The organism is Mediterraneibacter faecis, from assembly GCF_055383675.1.
The window spans coordinates 1,763,661-1,780,166 of the sequence record NZ_AP043803.1 but is presented as its reverse complement, the minus strand read 5'-3'; the positions used below and the strand labels follow the sequence as shown (position 1 = coordinate 1,780,166).

Here is a 16,506-nt window from a genome sequence, read left to right as displayed (position 1 = left end):
GAATATGGAAAAAATAGTACAGACAGCAGGAAAAAATGCACTTGGTGAATTTGCACCGGAGTTTGCACATTTTAACGATGATGTACTTTTCGGTGAAAACTGGAATAATCAGGATATCGATGTAAAAACAAGAAGTATTATTACCGTGGTTGCTCTGATGGCTTCCGGAATTACGGATTCTTCTTTAAAATATCATCTTCAAAATGCAAAAAATCATGGTGTGACACAAAAAGAGATTGCTGCAGTGATCACACATGCCGCATTCTATGCAGGTTGGCCAAAAGCATGGGCTGTTTTCAATCTTGCAAAGGAAGTGTGGGAAACAGGCGAAGGAGATTTGCCATACGAAGAGGAAGCGATGCGGGCGCATGCAAAAAAGATGGTATTTCCAATTGGTGCACCAAATGATGGCTTTGCACAGTATTTTTCGGGCAGGAGTTTTCTTGCACCGATTTCTACTTCTCAGGTTGGAATTTTCAATGTGACATTCGAACCTGGATGCAGAAATAACTGGCATATCCATCATGCAAAAAGTGGAGGCGGACAAATTCTGGTATGCGTTGCCGGAAGAGGATATTATCAGGTAGAAGGTAAAGAAGCTGTGGAAATGAAGCCAGGCGACTGCATCAATATTCCGGCAGAAGTAAAACACTGGCATGGCGCAGCACCGGATGAATGGTTTTCACATCTGGCAATAGAAGTTCCGGGCGAAAATAGTTCCAATGAATGGCTTGAACCGGTAAGTGATGAAGAATATAGAAAACTAAAATAGGAAGGTTGAAAAAAGTGTATTTATAAGACAATTTGCATATGGAGGTTATATTTATGTTGAAAGCAGAAGAATTAAAACTAGTATCTGAATGGGATAAAACTTTTCCAAAAAGTGAAAAAGTAGATCATGAGAAAGTGACATTTGTAAATCGTTATGGAATCACACTTGCTGCAGATTTGTATAAGCCGAAAAATGCATTTGGGAAATATCCAGCGATTGCTGTAAGTGGACCATTTGGTGCAGTCAAAGAACAGTGTTCCGGACTGTATGCGCAGACGATGGCTGAAAAAGGATACCTTACTATTGCATTTGATCCTTCTTTTACGGGAGAAAGTGGAGGCAATCCAAGATACATGGCTTCTCCGGATATTAATACAGAAGATTTCATGGCTGCTGTTGATTTCCTTTCTGTTCGGGAAGAGGTAGATCAAGATAGAATAGGAATCATTGGAATCTGTGGTTGGGGTGGGATGGCTCTTAACGCAGCTGCACTCGATACAAGAATAAAAGCAACGGTTGCATCTACCATGTATGATATGACAAGGGTAAATGCGAATGGGTACTTTGATTCTGAGGACAGTGAAGAAGCACGTTATGCGAAGAAGCAGTCGCTGAATACCCTCAGAACACAAGAATACTGTAAAGGCGAATATTTCAGAGCTGGTGGTTGTGTTTCTCTTCCGGTTCCAGAGGATGCCCCGTTCTTTGTAAAAGATTACAGTGAGTATTATAAAGGCAGATGTTATCATAAAAGAAGCCTGAATTCCAATGATGGCTGGAACAGTATTGGATGTATGTCATTTATGAATCAGCCAATATTAAAGTACAGTAATGAAATCAGAAGTGCAGTCCTCATTGTTCACGGAGAAAAAGCACACAGCTATTATTTTGGAAAAGATGCTTATGAAAATATGATTAAGGACAGCAAGTACACATCCAATAAAGAGCTGCTAACAATTCCAGGGGCTGTTCATACAGATCTTTACGATAATCTGGATGTAATCCCATTTGATAAAATCCAGAAATTTTTTGAAGAAAACGGAGTTGGTTAATTATGGCAAAAAAAGTATTGATCATATCGACAAGTCTTCGAGGAGGGAGCAATTCTGATATACTTGCAAATGAGTGTGCAAAGGGAGCAAAAGAAGTGGGGCATGATGTGGAACTTCTTTCTTTGAAAAGGCTTCCTTAAAAGGCATGGTCGGTGGCGGTGGAATTGATGCAGCAAATACAGCTGAGGATCATGTGGATATAATGAAGAAGACATATGAACTTGGAAAGAATTTATAAGTTGATAAAATAATTCTAATTATTAAAACTAATAGTAATGTTAGAGTCCGCTTGAAACAGGACATAAGAGCGAACATAGGATGACCCCGAAAACCCTTGAAAACAGCCACTTTTGGCAGAAAGGAATGTGATTTTATGGCAAGACCAAGTTTAGCAGAAAAGGATATTTTGAATCCTTCTGAGGCAATCGACTATTTCGTTCTGAGCCGAAGAAAATTCTATGATTTATTGAAAAATACGGATGGAGTGGATTTCTTGGCATACTACGGAGAACGCAAGCTGATTCTTCGTGTTGCATTTGAGAAATATCTGCTGCATCATCCAGAGCTGAGGAAGCGAGGCTAATGGCAAAGGTAGGAAGAGGACAGTCAAGACGGGATTCCAAAAGAAGAGTCCTCAGACCGGGAGAGAGCGTAAGGGCAGATGGAAAATAAAAGCCATGCTTGTCACTCAGGAAATTGGAGAAGCAGGTCAATACGGATTTGGATTTGCTGGTAAATATCGTGGACGTGTCAGTTTTTGAGGGGTTGGTTTGAGGGTCTGGAATAATTCCAGTCAGCTGTGTGACCACCTTGTCGGAAGGAGGGAAAGTTTGAAAGAAAGTAGAGAAAAGCCATAGATTGCAAAGTATGATACATTATTGGTAGAAGATAAGAATAAAATGATTCCAGATAATATCAAGCATTTGATAAGCGAGAAATTATATAGTACAGAGCATGATTAATTACATATAAAAGTTTTGAAGCATCAGGAAACTGGTGCTTTTTTAGTGCGGAACAATGTATGAAATATAGTTGGCGAAAAAGTGTTCGCTTCTAAGAAGAATTTAATTGAAAGTATTCGCTCAATAGAATATAATGAAAGAGCAGTTTTTACATATTTTTGGAGGAAAACACATGGAATATTTGACCTCAGCAGAATGCGCAGAAAAGTGGAATGTATCCCAGAGATGGGTAGCGATATATTGCAAAGAAGGCAGAATTGAAGGAGCCATTCAGAAAGGGAGAATGTGGTTCATCCCGGTTGGAACAGAGAAACCTATAGACCCACGTAAGGCCAGAAAGCTTGAACAGAATAAAAGTAATTAATTTTGGAGGATATGGATAAATGGATAACGCAAGTATTAAGAAGCTGGAAGCAGATCTGTGGGAGTCTGCGGATCTCCTGAGAGCTGGATCAAAGCTTACATCAAATCAGTACTGTATGCCTGTACTGGGCCTGTTGTTCCTTAGATATGCATACAGCAGATATAAAATGGTTGAGGAAGAAATATTAAAGGATAGGCCGATAAGAAATGGTCGTAAGATGCCGGTGGAGGCAAGTGATTTCACGGCTAAGAGCGCATTGTTCCTTCCTGTAATGGCGCAGTTTGATTATCTGGTAAATCTTCCGGAAAATGTTGCTTCTTTGGGACTATTGAATGTATCAGGACAGACCATGGGGAGCCTAGGTGAAGTGGTAAATAACGCCATGGAGTTGGTGGAACAGCAGAGTGACCAGCTGACAGGAGTTCTTCCTAAAAGCTACACTGATTTCTCGGATGAGCTTCTGGGTGAGTTGCTCAGAATCTTTAATAACAATGCATTGGATGAAGTTGGTGGAGATGTAATCGGACGTATCTACGAGTACTTTCTGAATAAATTTGCAAAAAATATTGCCTCTGACGATGGTGTGTTCTTTACCCCGAAGTCATTGGTAAAAATGATTGTAAACATACTGGAGCCGAAAAGCGGAGTTTTGTTGGATCCTGCCTGTGGATCTGGCGGTATGTTTGTACAAACCGGTGATTTCGTAAATGAAACTGGACTGCAGGCCAACAAGAGCATGACTTTTTATGGTCAGGAAAAGGTAGAATACAATGCACAGCTCTGCCTTATGAATATAGCGGTTCATGGGCTTACCGGTGTAATTAAATCCGGTGATGAAGCAAACAGCTTCTACCATGATGCTCATCATTTGGAGGGCAAGTGTAACTATGTTATGGCAAATCCGCCATTTAATGTTGATAAGGTAAAAGCAGAAACAGCAGCCAATGCCGGAAGACTGCCCTTTGGTGTACCGAAGGAAAATAAAAACAAGGAAATCGGTAATGCAAACTATCTTTGGATTTCTTATTTCTATGCATACTTGAATGAGACAGGTCGTGCAGGATTTGTTATGGCTTCTTCTGCAACTGACAGTCAGGGACATGATAAAGAGATTCGTGAAAAATTGGTGAAGACAGGTCATGTGGATGTAATGGTTTCTGTAGGCAATAACTTCTTTTATACGAAGAGCCTGCCATGTTCTCTATGGTTTTTTGATAAAGGAAAGGTTGAGGAACTGAAGGATAAGGTTCTGTTTATTGATGCGAGAAATTATTATACTGAAGTTGATCGTACTTTGAATGAGTGGACGGAGTGGCAGTTAAAGAATCTGAATGCCATAGTATGGCTGTATCGTGGAGAAATAGACAAGTATACAGCCTTATTGCAGGAATACAGAAAAATTTTGGGACAGGTGATTTCTTTTGAGGAAGTTTTGCAGCTTTTAAAGAATGAATTAAAGGATTTGCAGAAGAAAGCAAAGCTGGAAGTAGAACAGGCTGATAGAAAGGATAAAAAACGAATTCAGGCTAAATATGATGAAATGATAGCTGCAAAGAATGATGAAATTATTGTGGCTAAGGAAGCAGTTTGGCTTTATGAGAAATTTGGTGAAGGAGAATATAAAGACATCCTGGGACTTTGCAAAGTGGCAAGCCTGACGGAAATCGAAGAAAAAGGATGGTCTCTTACGCCCGGTGCTTACGTAGGGGTAGCCCCGGTTGAAGATGATGGTGTTGACTTTGAAGAAAGAATGGCTGAAATTCATCGAGAATTATTATCATTGCAGGCTGAATCCAATGATTTGATGGATACCATCTCAAACAATATGAAGGAGATGGGGTTATGAACTATGAAAAAACAACAATAGGTTTGCATTGTACCGTTACATCGAGCAAGCGATTTCATGTATCAGAAAGAACAAAGGATGGTGTGCCATTTTATTGTTCAAAAGAAATAATAAAGAAAGTGAATGGAGAAAAGATTACAGAGTGTGACTATATTTCAGAGGATGCATATAACAGAGTAAAAGAAGAGTATGGAGTACCTCAGACGGGGGATTTATTGATTACAACAAGAGGTACTTATGGAATTCCATATATATATAAAGAATATGACAAATTTTATTTTGCGGATGGTAATTTAACGTGGCTAAAGGATTTTGATGATAAGTTAGATGCAGAATATTTATACTATTGGATTAATTCATATGAAGGACAGAAGAAGATAGATGCTATAGCAAAAGGGACAGCTCAAAAGGCAGTACCTATAGCCTTATTAAAAGAAATAGAGATAGTAATACCCGAAAATCCTATTCAGAAAAAGGTAGTAGTTATTTTAAAAAACTATGATCAATTAATTGAAAATAACAAAAAACAAATCAAACTTCTCGAAGAGGCAGCACAGCGGTTATACAAGGAATGGTTTATTGATTTGAGATTTCCTGGATATGAGAATTGCAAAATTGTGGATGGAGTGCCGGAAGGTTGGAGCAAAGACAGAGCAGATAATTTTTTCAAAATTACAATTGGAAAAACACCTCCTCGTGCAGAAAAGCAATGGTTTGTAGATGGTAGCGTGGGTATGCCTTGGCTATCTATCTCGGATATGGGGAATGCTGGAGTATATGTTTTCAACACAAGTGAGGGATTAACAAGTGATGCAGTTCAAAAATACAATATGAAGGTTGTTCCTGCTGGAACTGTGTTTGTGAGCTTCAAACTAACAGTTGGTCGTGTTGCAATTGCAATAAAAGATATGTGTACTAATGAGGCGATAGCACACTTTTGCATTGAGAATGATAAATTGAGAGCATATACTTACTGTTATTTGAGCAATTTTGAATACGATACATTGGGAAATACGTCGTCGATATCAAAGGCGGTTAATTCAAAAATCATTAAAGCAATGCCGTTTGTTATGCCGAATGACGATACTATTGAAAAATTTTCAAATGTTGTTGATCCGATATTAAATGAAATTAAAGTCAAACAAGAAATATGTAATGAGCTAATAGAAGCCCGTGACCGCTTATTACCCAAACTTATGAGCGGAGAAGTGGAGGTATAACATTGGTTAGAATCAATGTTGAAGATCAGAAAGATACTGTATGGAAATTGAATGGCATAAAACCATTCAATGAAGAAATGACATTCTATTATGATGAAAGTGGCAATTGTAGAAAGTTTTATTTAACGGATAATGGATTTAATGATCCGGAAGCAATCAAAGGTGATTTTGTATTAGCTGGTATTGCACATAATGGAAAAAGTTATGAGATAGATTTGGTATCTCTACATGAGGCTCTTGAGTATAAGGAAGGACAGAAGGAATTAAAGTTTAAGCATTTGTATCATAATTCTGCGGATTTTGTATCTTTTATGGGGAGTAAAAGAGCGACAGAATTTTTAGAGTGGCTTGATAAAAGTGGATTATATATCCACTATAGTGCACTGAACAATTTGTTCTACTCATTGGTTGATATAGTTGATTCATTATGGGAAACACATCCGATGTGTATTATGTACTTTTGGGATATTAAGAATGCACTATATGATTTTACAATTGAACATCAAGATGAAGTGATAGATATCCTAATCCGTCATACATACCCTGATGTGAAAGATACGGTATCTTTTTGTTATGAATTATGTGATCTTATCAGTAAGTATAATGATGATAGTATATACAATCCGGGCTTTTTTCTTGAACTCTTTAGACAAATGTTAAAAGCGGCTGGAAAGATGGGAAAATTACCTTTTATTCAAGACAATGAACCTAATATGTTGATAAAAGAATATTATCTTTTCTATTTAGAAAGATGTGAGATATTTAGCAAATCACTACACATTTTTGACGAAGAGAAAGCTGTAGAGAAGAACTTGTCAAATATTCAATTGTATGAACACGGAAAAATACTAAATCATTATAAATTTGTGAAATCCCATGAGAATATATTTGTTCAAATTTCAGATATGATAGCTGGATTGCTAAGAAGACTATTCATATTTTTGGATGAGAAATCTATAGGAGAAATCAAGTCATTAGCAGAGAAGCTTAACGAAAATCAAATCAACAATTTTAATATTCTTTGGAGATTAATAAGTAGATCGGATGAAAAGTCACCATTATTAATAAAGAATGCAAATACACCCAAGAATATTCAAGAGAGAATGATGAAACTTCAGATTTTGGGAAGATCATGTTAAATACTTAAGGGAGGGTAATTGGATGAGCTATGACTATTCAGAAAATATATTAGTACAAGAAAGCACAGGGCATCTGCTTGCTGATGAACTTGGATGGCAGGTAGAACTTGCTTATAATCAGGAAATCCTTGGAAAGAATGGAACATTTGGAAGAAGTTCCTACAAGGACATTCTTTTAGTTCGTTATTTTCAGAAAGCTCTTCGTACGCTCAATCCGTGGATTACAGATGCTCAGGTTATAGAAGCTCAGAATACCTTTGAGAAGCATCTTTCATCCGCATCTCTGATGCAGATCAATGAAGAAAAGTATGCATATATTCGTGATGGAATTCCGGTTACTGAGAAGAAGCCAAACGGTCAGACTGAAGAAAAGCGTGCAATGATTATTGATTTCCAGCATCCAGATGATATGGAGAGAAATCATTTCCTGGCTGTGAAAGAAATGAAAATTCATGGTGATCTTTATCGCCGCAGAACAGATATTGTAGGTTTTGTAAATGGCATTCCGCTTCTCTTTGTAGAACTAAAGAAGAATTCTGTGGATGTTCAGAATGCATATACAGACAATTACACCGATTACCTGGATACCATTCCGCAACTGTTTTATTACAATGCATTTCTAATGTTGTCCAATGGTGTAGAAGCCAAGGTTGGTACACTGGGCAGTAAGTATGAATTCTTCCATGAGTGGAAAAGACTTTCCGAGCAGGAGCAGGGAAGTGTAGCTCTGGAAACCATGCTTCGTGGTATTTGTAAGAAAGAGAACTTTCTGGATCTGTTAGAAAACTTTATCTTATATGATCATTCCGGTGGTAAAACCGTCAAAATCCTTGCCCGAAACCACCAGTATCTTGGAGTTAATGAAGCAGTCAAGGCTTATGAGGTGCGTAAACTCAATAATGGAAAGCTTGGCGTGTTTTGGCATACCCAGGGCTCCGGTAAAAGTTATTCTATGGTTTTTTTGTCGCAGAAGATTCGTAGAAAGTTTGCCGGATCTCCGACCATTGTTGTACTTACAGACCGTGAAGAACTGAATTCCCAGATTTCAGATACGTTTGAAAACTGCGGATTATTGGGAAAAACAAAGGCATCCAAGTTCATAGCGACTAGTGGTGAAGACCTAATCAGCAAATTGAAAGGAAATCCAAGCTTTATCTTCACACTGATCCAGAAGTTTAACAAGAAAGTGGATGAGCCGATTATACCTGACCACGACATCATTATTATGTCTGATGAAGCACACCGCAGTCAGTATGGCGTCTTTGCGGACAATATGGTTGGATTATTGCCGACTGCTTCAAGGATTGGTTTTACCGGCACACCGCTTCTGTCAAATGACAATATTACGGAGCGGACCTTTGGTGGATATATTTCCATTTATGATTTCAAACGTGCGGTAGAAGATAAGGCAACCGTTCCTCTATATTATGAAAATCGAGGAGAGAAGATTCTGGATATCCATAATCCGGATATTACAGACAAAATCTTGGATGCTATTGAAGCAGCGGATTTGGATCCGGAACAGGAGGAGAAACTGGAGCATGAATTTGAAAAGGAAATTCATTTGCTTACTGCTGAACCGAGACTTAAGTCTGTGGCCAGAGATTTTGTTTCACATTACTCTGATTTGTGGACTAGTGGTAAGGCTATGTTTGTCTGCTTGAATAAAGTTACCTGCGTGCGTATGTATAACTTTGTACAGAAATATTGGCAGGACGATATCAAAGCTTTAGAAAAGCAGATACAGACAGCATCACAGCAGGAAGTCCAGGAACTTGAGAGAAAACTGAACTGGATGAAAGAAACGGAGATGGCAGTTGTTATCTCGCAGGAACAGAATGAAATTCAAACCTTCAAAAAGTGGAATCTGGATATCAAATATCATCGTGAAAAGATGGAAAAACGTGAGCTAGATAAGGAATTCAAGGACAAAGACAATCCGCTAAGAGTAGTATTTGTCTGCGCAATGTGGCTTACCGGTTTTGATGTGAAGTGTTTGTCATGTCTGTATCTGGACAAGCCACTCAAGGCACATACTCTTATGCAGACAATTGCCCGGGCAAACCGCGTGGCAGAAGGCAAGAGTAATGGTCTTATTATTGACTATATAGGTATTGTAAAAGCATTGCGAAAGGCACTTGCTGATTATACCGCTAATGTAGGTGGTGGAAGTACTGACCCGACGATTGACAAGGGTGAACTGATAGAACGAGTGCTTGAGACAATTGCAGCGGCTGATGAATTCCTGGATTCCAAAGATTTCGATTTGGATGATCTGGTATATGCAAAGGATTTTGCAAAGATTTCCTTACTACTGACAGCAGCTAATGCAGTATCCGACTCTAGGGAATCAAAGAAGCAGTTTATAACATACGGCAATGAACTTAACCGCATGATGAAATATCTGGATCGTGATGACATTTCCAAGGCAGACCGTGAAAGAAAAGATGCCATAATTGCCATTGTTGATGAATTAAAGAAAAAGAAGAAGCATGTTGATAATACAGATTTAATGGTGCAGATTAACGGAATTCTGGGTGATTATATCATGATTGAAAGAGCAGCGGATGATCGTGGATTTGCAAAACGTTTTGATATCAGTAAAATTGACTTTGATTTATTGCGGAGAGAGTTTGCCAAAGTTAAAAAGAAAAATCTGGCATTCATGGATTTGGATGAATTGATTCAAGTCAGGCTGGATGCCATGATAAGGGAGAATCCTCGCAGAGTGGATTATTACATACGATATCAGCAGATTATTGAGGAATATAATTCGGAGCAGGATAGGGTCAATATTGAAAAGACATTTATGGAACTGATGGATCTGGCAAATTCCATGAATGAAGAAGAACAGCGCTATGTCCGTGAAGGCTTCAGCAGCGATGAAGAACTTTCCATGTATGATATGCTTTTTGATGAAAATCTGTCCAAGGAGGACATCAAGAAGATCAAGAAGGTTGCTGTAGACTTGTTGGATAAGATTAAAACAAAGATTGCAGAACTGGATCACTGGACTGACAAGCAGGAGACTAAGGCTGAGGTAGATACACTGATTGGAAAAATTCTGTGGGAAGAATTGCCGGAGAGTTATTCGGATAGCGCAATCTTTGAATATCGCAAACTGATATTTGAGTATGTGTTTATGCGATATAAGCAGGTGGCGTAAATAAAATAATTAGTAGAAATGGATTGGAGAGAGACAAAATGTATTTAAAAGAGGTAACGAATGTGAATAATACTTTCTTATGATTGGAGATGAAAGATAAATGGAAAAGTATAAAGAACCACAAATATATATAGTTAATAACAGAGAAATAACAGAAAGGTTGAGTCAGAATTATATTGTTGCAACTGGTGATATGGGAGTGGCTAAAACTGTTGAGTACGAAGAATATGTGAATAAGAGATATGTTGACCTAGAATATAGTATGATAAATAATTTGCATGAATATAGTGTGGTCATAATTGATTTACAAAATGAGAATGATACAAGACACTGTTTAGAGGATGATGAACCGGATGGTATACCATATTTATTTGAGTTGAGTTTTCCTCAGAAAAAATTTAGACCTAGTCCTCTTGTTTTGAGCATTATGAAAGACAAGTTAAAAACAAAAGTACTGAAAATTATTTTTGCGGGAAGTAGTTATTCGGAAAAATATAATATTATAGAAGTGTTAAAACAAAATCAATATAGCTATCCGAGTGAAGAAGTACATAACATATATGAAACTATTCAAGCTAGTGCAACATCAAAATTCGGAAAGAAAATAATATCAGACAATAGCAATCTTGCAAATTTAATAGCAAAATATGTTAAAGGATATAATGTAATTTTTGAGTTACCAACAAAATGGGATAGAACTTCTCAAAAATCAATTACAGATCCTAATTTCTTACCATTGTTAAAAAATCAAGATGGAGAGGTAGTTTCGTATATAGGATATTCAGAAAATTCAGGCTATGAACTGTTGCTTCCGTTTTGTGAAAAGAAGGATGAATTGATTGAAAGGTTAGTAACATCTGTATTGCCAGAAATATTGCCAGATTTTTTCCCTGAATCAAAAGAGTTTGAATGGATAAAAGAACAAGATTTTTTACCTAAAGAAATACTTGAACTTGAGAAAGAACGGACTTTAATTCAAGAACAATATAATTCGAAAATTAAGTCATTGAATGAGAGAAGAAATGCTATTGACCAGAAGTATAAATTTTTGAATGATTTGTTGATAGAAACAGGGGATAAGTTAGTTCAAGCTGTATGTACATACTTCAAGTGGCTTGGTTTTGCAAATGTAGAAGCAATTGATGGAAATGAAGATATTTTAAGAGAAGATATACAGATTTTGGAAGATGATAAATTATTTATTATTGAAGTTAAAGGTATTGGGGGAACATCTACAGATGCAGAATGTTCACAGGTAGCAAAACATAGACGAAGAAGAGAAAAAGAGCATCGTGACAAAGAAATATTGCCAATTTATATTGTGAATCATCAAAGGTATATAAGGCCTTCATTAAGACAAAATCCTCCATTTAGTGATAATCAAATAGATTATGCTAAAAATGATGAAAGAGGTCTTCTTACTACATGGCAGCTTTACAATCAATATAAGTTGATAGAAAACGGTATATTTACGAAAAAAGAAACAAGAGAATCATTAGATAAATGGGGGCTTATTTCGTTACTTCCAAAGAATTTAATTAGAGTGGGGATTTATGAGGAATATTTTAAGAAACCTAAAGCAGGTATATTGACACTTAACAATGTTAAATTGGAAGTTGGAAAAATGATATATGCAAAAAAAGATGGAAAATGGATTTGTACTTCTATTGTAAGTATACAGCTTAATGATAAGGATGTAGATCAAGTAGACAATGGTGAGGTTGGAATAGTGACCGATATTGAACTGGAAAAAGGATATGAGATTTTTGTCAAAATTGAGTAGTAACCCCACCCGCTTTTTACTCCGTTTCTACTACGATTGCTGTACACATCTTGCAAAATTTTGCTAAGATTTGCATTTTATGTACAGAAATGACCAATACATAAAGAAAAAATAACACCGCGCAAAACGCTGCAAATGGCAGCAGGAAAGCGCCTTTTGAAAGGAGAATTATGAGCATTCGAGTACTTTTCGTTTGCCACGGCAGTGTTTAAGGGACTGGGCAAAAGTCTTGATTTTATTGGGCTTCTTGGATAGAAACGTAAAATTTACACCTTATTTATACCTTTGGAAGATCGGATCGGAATAATATAATTTGCTAATCTGTGTTGATTTTTTTATGATTGAGTATAATAAAAGCAAGAACAGAAATGTTCTCAATGTAAGAGCATCATTAAAAGTTGAGCTGCAGATGGAGCAGGGTAAACTTCCATCTCATTAGATGTCTTAACTGGGTACCGAGGCTGACAACCAGCAGAAAACTCTTTTACAAAAGTAATTCTCAGAAGAGTGTGGTTTAATGCCACACTCTTTTTTGCATGTGAGGTATAAGTGGCAACAAAGGTAGATAAGAAAAACGCAATACGACAAGGTATTACATAGGCGGAAATCGTATATTTCCAAAATTTGGCAGGTAAAACATTTCTGTATGTTTGTGGAGATGAATATTTTGAAGTTTCTTTTCCAATAGATCACTTTCTACATTTAACAGGAGTGGAGACAAGACTTTCGGCCAAGGATTTTTATAAGAATGCAAAAAAATCTATTCTTACAAATAATCAGTTCTATTTTGACGCAAGACATGTATATGCAAATGCCAAAAGGAAACTTCCGTGTTTAAAACGCTTGCCGGAATTAACGAATGAAATGGTATGTGTTCTAAAAAATATGGAAACCATGACAATTACATATAAACTCAGCGTTACAAATTTGGAATTTACAGGAAGTGTGACAAGAAAGCCAAAACGGTATACTGGGAAAAAAGATTAAGAAAAGAATAAAGAGCTGGTTTTAATTGTAAAATTTATGGGGAACTAACATCAGCTTATTGACATGAATTTAAAAATAAGTATAATAATAGTTGAGTAATTGTTCAACTATTATTATTTGGAGGTGAATATATGCCAAAAACGTCTTATATTTGTAATTGCGATGTAATTCATGAGGATATTGTGAATGATGTGAAATCCAAGATGCAGCCAAAAGATGATTATATCCAGTTGGCTTCTTTGTTTAAGCTATTTGGAGATGGAACTAGAGTACAAATCTTACACGCTCTAGAACAGAGTGAGATGTGTGTATGTGATCTTGCAGTGCTACTGGGGGTAACAAAATCTGCAATTTCGCATCAGTTAAAGGCATTACGCCTAGCGAATCTGGTAAAATTCCGAAAAGAAGCACAGATAGTTTACTACTCGCTGGCAGATGATCATGTGAAAGAGATTATTGACAAGGGATTTGAGCATCTTTGGCAGAAATAATATTTTTTAACATTATAGTTGAGTAATTGAACAACTAAACAAATTGTAAGGAGATTATCATGAAACGCATATTTCTATTAAAAGGGTTGGACTGTCCAAATTGTTCCGCAAAAATTGAAAAAGAAGTCGGAGAGTTGGATGGAGTGCAATCCTCAGTGGTAAATCTGATGAAGCAGACGCTTACAATCAATGTTACTCAGACAGCCGCAGATACGATAGCCAGTCAGATTGAAACGATTGTTCATAGCCATGAGCCAGATGTGGAAGTTTCTGAAAATGTACAGGAATCTTATATACCGGAAAAAAAGCAGGAGGCCAATGAATCCTATAACAATGAGGATAAGAAGTTGACAGTTCGTTTAGCGATTGGTGCAGCAATCTATGCCATTGGTATGGCATTGACTGTTTTTGCGAAAGTGCCACTGCCTATCGAGTTAGCTTTTCTCATTGTTTCTTATGTTATTCTTGGTGGAGATGTTGTATGGCAGGCTGTGAGGAACATTTCAAAGGGGCGTGTATTTGATGAACATTTTTTGATGAGTGTTTCTACGATTGGGGCTTTTGTCATTGGTGAATATCCAGAAGCAGTTGCTGTTATGCTATTCTATCAGGTAGGTGAATTTTTTCAGTCATTGGCTGTTAAGCGTTCCAGAAAATCTATATCAGACTTAATGGATATACGTCCAGATTCTGCTACAGTAAGAAGAAATGGGGAATTGATTACCATATCTCCAGAAAATGTCTCCATTGGTGAGATTATTATTGTAAAGCCTGGTGAAAAAATTCCATTAGACGGTGTGGTATTGGATGGAGATTCTATGCTGGATACAAGCGCCTTAACAGGAGAATCAGTTCCGAGAAGTGTTCATAAAGGAGACGAAGCACTTTCCGGTTGTATGAATCAGACGGGTGTCTTAATGATTAAGACAACAAAAGCATTTGGTGAATCTACGGCTTCAAAGATTATTGATCTTGTGGAAAATGCGTCAAGCCGAAAAGCACCAACAGAAAATTTTATTACTACATTTGCACGTTATTATACACCTGTGGTTGTAATCTTAGCAGCTTTTCTGGCGATTCTGCCACCGATCATTCTTGGCGGAGGCTGGACAGAGTGGATTCGCAGAGGATTTGTTTTCCTTGTGGTATCTTGTCCATGTGCATTGGTTATTTCAATCCCGCTGACTTTCTTCGGCGGCATTGGTGCAGCATCTAAACGAGGTGTTCTTGTAAAAGGAAGCAATTATTTAGAGGCACTTAATAATGTCAGCGCTATTGTGTTCGATAAAACCGGAACACTTACAAAAGGTGTTTTCAATGTGACGGATATTTTGCCTGCAAATGGATTTTCAAAAGAACAGGTTTTGGAGTATGCGGCAGAGGCAGAGAGTTTTTCTAACCATCCTATTGCAAAATCCATTCTTGCTGCTTATGGAAAAGAAATTGATCAGTCAGTGATTTCTGATTATAAGGAAATTTCAGGATATGGAATCAGTGTAATGGCAGGGGAAAAGAAAGTTTTTGCTGGCAATACGAAACTTATGGATACAGAATGTATAGAGTACACAACCTGTGAAAACGCAGGTACAAAAGTTTATTTGGCGGTAGATGGTCAATATGCAGGATGTATTTTGATAACAGATGAAGTGAAGCCGGACAGTAAAAAAGCAATTTCTGACCTGAAACATATCGGCGTGGAAAAAACAGTCATGCTTACCGGTGATGATGAAAAAATTGGGAAGTCCGTTGCAGAAGAATTGCAGTTGGATGAATATTATGCACAGCTGCTTCCTGACCAAAAAGTGGAAAAGGTTGAGCTTTTAGATAGTAAAAAGAGACCGGGAAGCAAATTGGCTTTTGTTGGTGATGGTATCAATGACGCTCCTGTCCTTGCCCGTGCAGATGTTGGTATTGCAATGGGTGGGCTTGGTTCGGATGCGGCCATTGAAGCAGCAGATGTAGTTCTGATGACAGATGAACCGTCTAAGCTGGTGGATGCGATTGAAGTAGCAAAAGCGACAAAACAGATTGTCATGCAGAATATAGTGATTGCTCTTGGGATTAAAAGTGTGTTCCTGATTCTTGGCGCTCTTGGTATTGCGGGAATGTGGGAAGCTGTATTTGGTGATGTAGGCGTTACCATAATTGCTGTTTTGAACGCAATGAGAATTTTGAAAGAATAGGAAATGAGGTGGGAATGTGAAACGAAAACTGATTCTGTTAGTTGTTACGATTGTTTTTCTTGTAGGTTTTGGTGCCATTTTACATTCACCGCCTTCTATGATTGATGCAGTCACAGGAGCAACACCGAAGTCAAAAAAGGCGGCTCAAGCCTCCGCACAGTTGGAAGGCTCTTATGTTCTCGGTATTAATATGATGTCAGATGGTCTCGACAACGAGAACACCCGGAATAAATTAAAAGAATTGGCACTGGACGATTCGGAAACAAATGAAACAGATCTCATGAAAACGGACATTAGTTTTCGGTTATATGTATCTGAGACGGATTATCCGCTTGTCAGTTATGCTAAGAAACTCTGTGACAGATTGAAACAGGCCGGTTTTTCCGTAGATCTGAAAGAGTACAGTAACACAATGATGCTATCAAGAGTGGTAAGTGGAAAGTATGATGTATTCCTGGCATCGGATGATTTTATTGACGTTACAACGTTATCACAGATGGACTATATGATCATGGACAGCGAAGAAATGAGGTGAGCGGGA

The 16,506-nt window shown here is 37.5% G+C and carries 15 protein-coding genes; all 15 read left to right on the top strand.

Annotated elements, in window-relative coordinates; all coding sequences use genetic code 11:
- The first annotated feature begins 4 nt into the window (after positions 1-4).
- The 15 genes from ACZ47Z_RS08425 to ACZ47Z_RS08355 all read left to right on the top strand — a co-directional run bounded on the left by ACZ47Z_RS08425 (position 5) and on the right by ACZ47Z_RS08355 (position 16,500).
- On the top strand, positions 5-772 hold the full coding sequence (locus ACZ47Z_RS08425) for a carboxymuconolactone decarboxylase family protein (RefSeq protein ID WP_054751255.1): 768 nt from the start codon (positions 5-7) through the stop codon (positions 770-772).
- 53 nt (positions 773-825) lie between these two features.
- Positions 826-1,824 carry an alpha/beta hydrolase gene (locus ACZ47Z_RS08420; RefSeq protein ID WP_464525456.1) on the top strand — a complete coding sequence of 333 codons (999 nt, stop codon included), beginning with the start codon at positions 826-828 and terminating at the stop codon, positions 1,822-1,824.
- 2 nt (positions 1,825-1,826) lie between these two features.
- Positions 1,827-1,964: an NAD(P)H-dependent oxidoreductase gene (locus ACZ47Z_RS08415; RefSeq protein WP_181981432.1), complete on the top strand. Its 138-nt coding sequence runs from the start codon at positions 1,827-1,829 to the stop codon at positions 1,962-1,964.
- Positions 1,965-2,197: 233 nt separating this feature from the next.
- Positions 2,198-2,407: a MerR family transcriptional regulator gene (locus tag ACZ47Z_RS08410; protein ID WP_054751253.1), complete on the top strand. Its 210-nt coding sequence runs from the start codon at positions 2,198-2,200 to the stop codon at positions 2,405-2,407.
- Positions 2,407-2,496, top strand: coding sequence for an integrase DNA-binding domain-containing protein (locus tag ACZ47Z_RS08405; protein WP_464525455.1), 90 nt, complete (start codon positions 2,407-2,409; stop codon positions 2,494-2,496). The genes ACZ47Z_RS08410 and ACZ47Z_RS08405 overlap by 1 nt, the downstream gene beginning before the upstream one ends.
- Positions 2,497-2,958: 462 nt before the next feature.
- Positions 2,959-3,150: a MerR family transcriptional regulator gene (locus ACZ47Z_RS08400; protein ID WP_022400559.1), complete on the top strand. Its 192-nt coding sequence runs from the start codon at positions 2,959-2,961 to the stop codon at positions 3,148-3,150.
- 19 nt (positions 3,151-3,169) lie between these two features.
- Complete coding sequence (locus ACZ47Z_RS08395) at positions 3,170-4,996, top strand: class I SAM-dependent DNA methyltransferase (protein ID WP_464525454.1); 1,827 nt, start codon at positions 3,170-3,172, stop codon at positions 4,994-4,996.
- Positions 4,993-6,216, top strand: a complete 1,224-nt coding sequence (locus ACZ47Z_RS08390; RefSeq protein ID WP_464525453.1) for a restriction endonuclease subunit S — start codon at positions 4,993-4,995, stop codon at positions 6,214-6,216. The genes ACZ47Z_RS08395 and ACZ47Z_RS08390 overlap by 4 nt, the downstream gene beginning before the upstream one ends.
- A 2-nt stretch (positions 6,217-6,218) precedes the next feature.
- The gene (locus tag ACZ47Z_RS08385) at positions 6,219-7,355 is read left to right on the top strand and encodes a DUF3800 domain-containing protein (RefSeq protein WP_464525452.1); all 1,137 of its coding nucleotides are present in this window, start codon (positions 6,219-6,221) and stop codon (positions 7,353-7,355) included.
- A 22-nt stretch (positions 7,356-7,377) separates the two neighbouring features.
- On the top strand, positions 7,378-10,521 hold the full coding sequence (locus tag ACZ47Z_RS08380) for a type I restriction endonuclease subunit R (RefSeq protein WP_464525451.1): 3,144 nt from the start codon (positions 7,378-7,380) through the stop codon (positions 10,519-10,521).
- 100 nt (positions 10,522-10,621) lie between these two features.
- Positions 10,622-12,304, top strand: coding sequence for a hypothetical protein (locus tag ACZ47Z_RS08375; RefSeq protein WP_464525450.1), 1,683 nt, complete (start codon positions 10,622-10,624; stop codon positions 12,302-12,304).
- Positions 12,305-12,928: 624 nt separating this feature from the next.
- Positions 12,929-13,291 (top strand): PBECR4 domain-containing protein, encoded by a 363-nt coding sequence (locus ACZ47Z_RS08370; RefSeq protein ID WP_054751246.1) that lies wholly within the window; start codon positions 12,929-12,931, stop codon positions 13,289-13,291.
- Between the two features lie 131 nt (positions 13,292-13,422).
- Entirely contained in the window at positions 13,423-13,782 is a 360-nt protein-coding gene (locus ACZ47Z_RS08365) for an ArsR/SmtB family transcription factor (RefSeq protein WP_005330964.1), read from the top strand.
- A 59-nt stretch (positions 13,783-13,841) separates the two neighbouring features.
- A complete protein-coding gene (locus ACZ47Z_RS08360; protein ID WP_464525449.1) occupies positions 13,842-15,965 on the top strand; it encodes a heavy metal translocating P-type ATPase in 2,124 nt (707 codons plus the stop codon).
- 16 nt (positions 15,966-15,981) lie between these two features.
- Positions 15,982-16,500 (top strand): DUF6921 family protein, encoded by a 519-nt coding sequence (locus ACZ47Z_RS08355; protein ID WP_005608562.1) that lies wholly within the window; start codon positions 15,982-15,984, stop codon positions 16,498-16,500.
- Positions 16,501-16,506 lie beyond the last annotated feature (6 nt).

Bases quoted from the DNA above. Each gene is read 5' to 3' on its own strand.
- ACZ47Z_RS08360 (WP_464525449.1), top strand. From the start codon at position 13,842: ATGAAACGCATATTTCTATTAAAAGGGTTGGACTGTCCAAATTGTTCC.
- ACZ47Z_RS08415 (WP_181981432.1), top strand. From the start codon at position 1,827: ATGGCAAAAAAAGTATTGATCATATCGACAAGTCTTCGAGGAGGGAGC.
- ACZ47Z_RS08425 (WP_054751255.1), top strand. From the start codon at position 5: ATGGAAAAAATAGTACAGACAGCAGGAAAAAATGCACTTGGTGAATTT.
- ACZ47Z_RS08375 (WP_464525450.1), top strand. From the start codon at position 10,622: ATGGAAAAGTATAAAGAACCACAAATATATATAGTTAATAACAGAGAA.
- ACZ47Z_RS08380 (WP_464525451.1), top strand. From the start codon at position 7,378: ATGAGCTATGACTATTCAGAAAATATATTAGTACAAGAAAGCACAGGG.
- ACZ47Z_RS08395 (WP_464525454.1), top strand. From the start codon at position 3,170: ATGGATAACGCAAGTATTAAGAAGCTGGAAGCAGATCTGTGGGAGTCT.
- ACZ47Z_RS08405 (WP_464525455.1), top strand. From the start codon at position 2,407: ATGGCAAAGGTAGGAAGAGGACAGTCAAGACGGGATTCCAAAAGAAGA.
- ACZ47Z_RS08400 (WP_022400559.1), top strand. From the start codon at position 2,959: ATGGAATATTTGACCTCAGCAGAATGCGCAGAAAAGTGGAATGTATCC.
- ACZ47Z_RS08410 (WP_054751253.1), top strand. From the start codon at position 2,198: ATGGCAAGACCAAGTTTAGCAGAAAAGGATATTTTGAATCCTTCTGAG.
- ACZ47Z_RS08420 (WP_464525456.1), top strand. From the start codon at position 826: ATGTTGAAAGCAGAAGAATTAAAACTAGTATCTGAATGGGATAAAACT.
- ACZ47Z_RS08390 (WP_464525453.1), top strand. From the start codon at position 4,993: ATGAACTATGAAAAAACAACAATAGGTTTGCATTGTACCGTTACATCG.
- ACZ47Z_RS08365 (WP_005330964.1), top strand. From the start codon at position 13,423: ATGCCAAAAACGTCTTATATTTGTAATTGCGATGTAATTCATGAGGAT.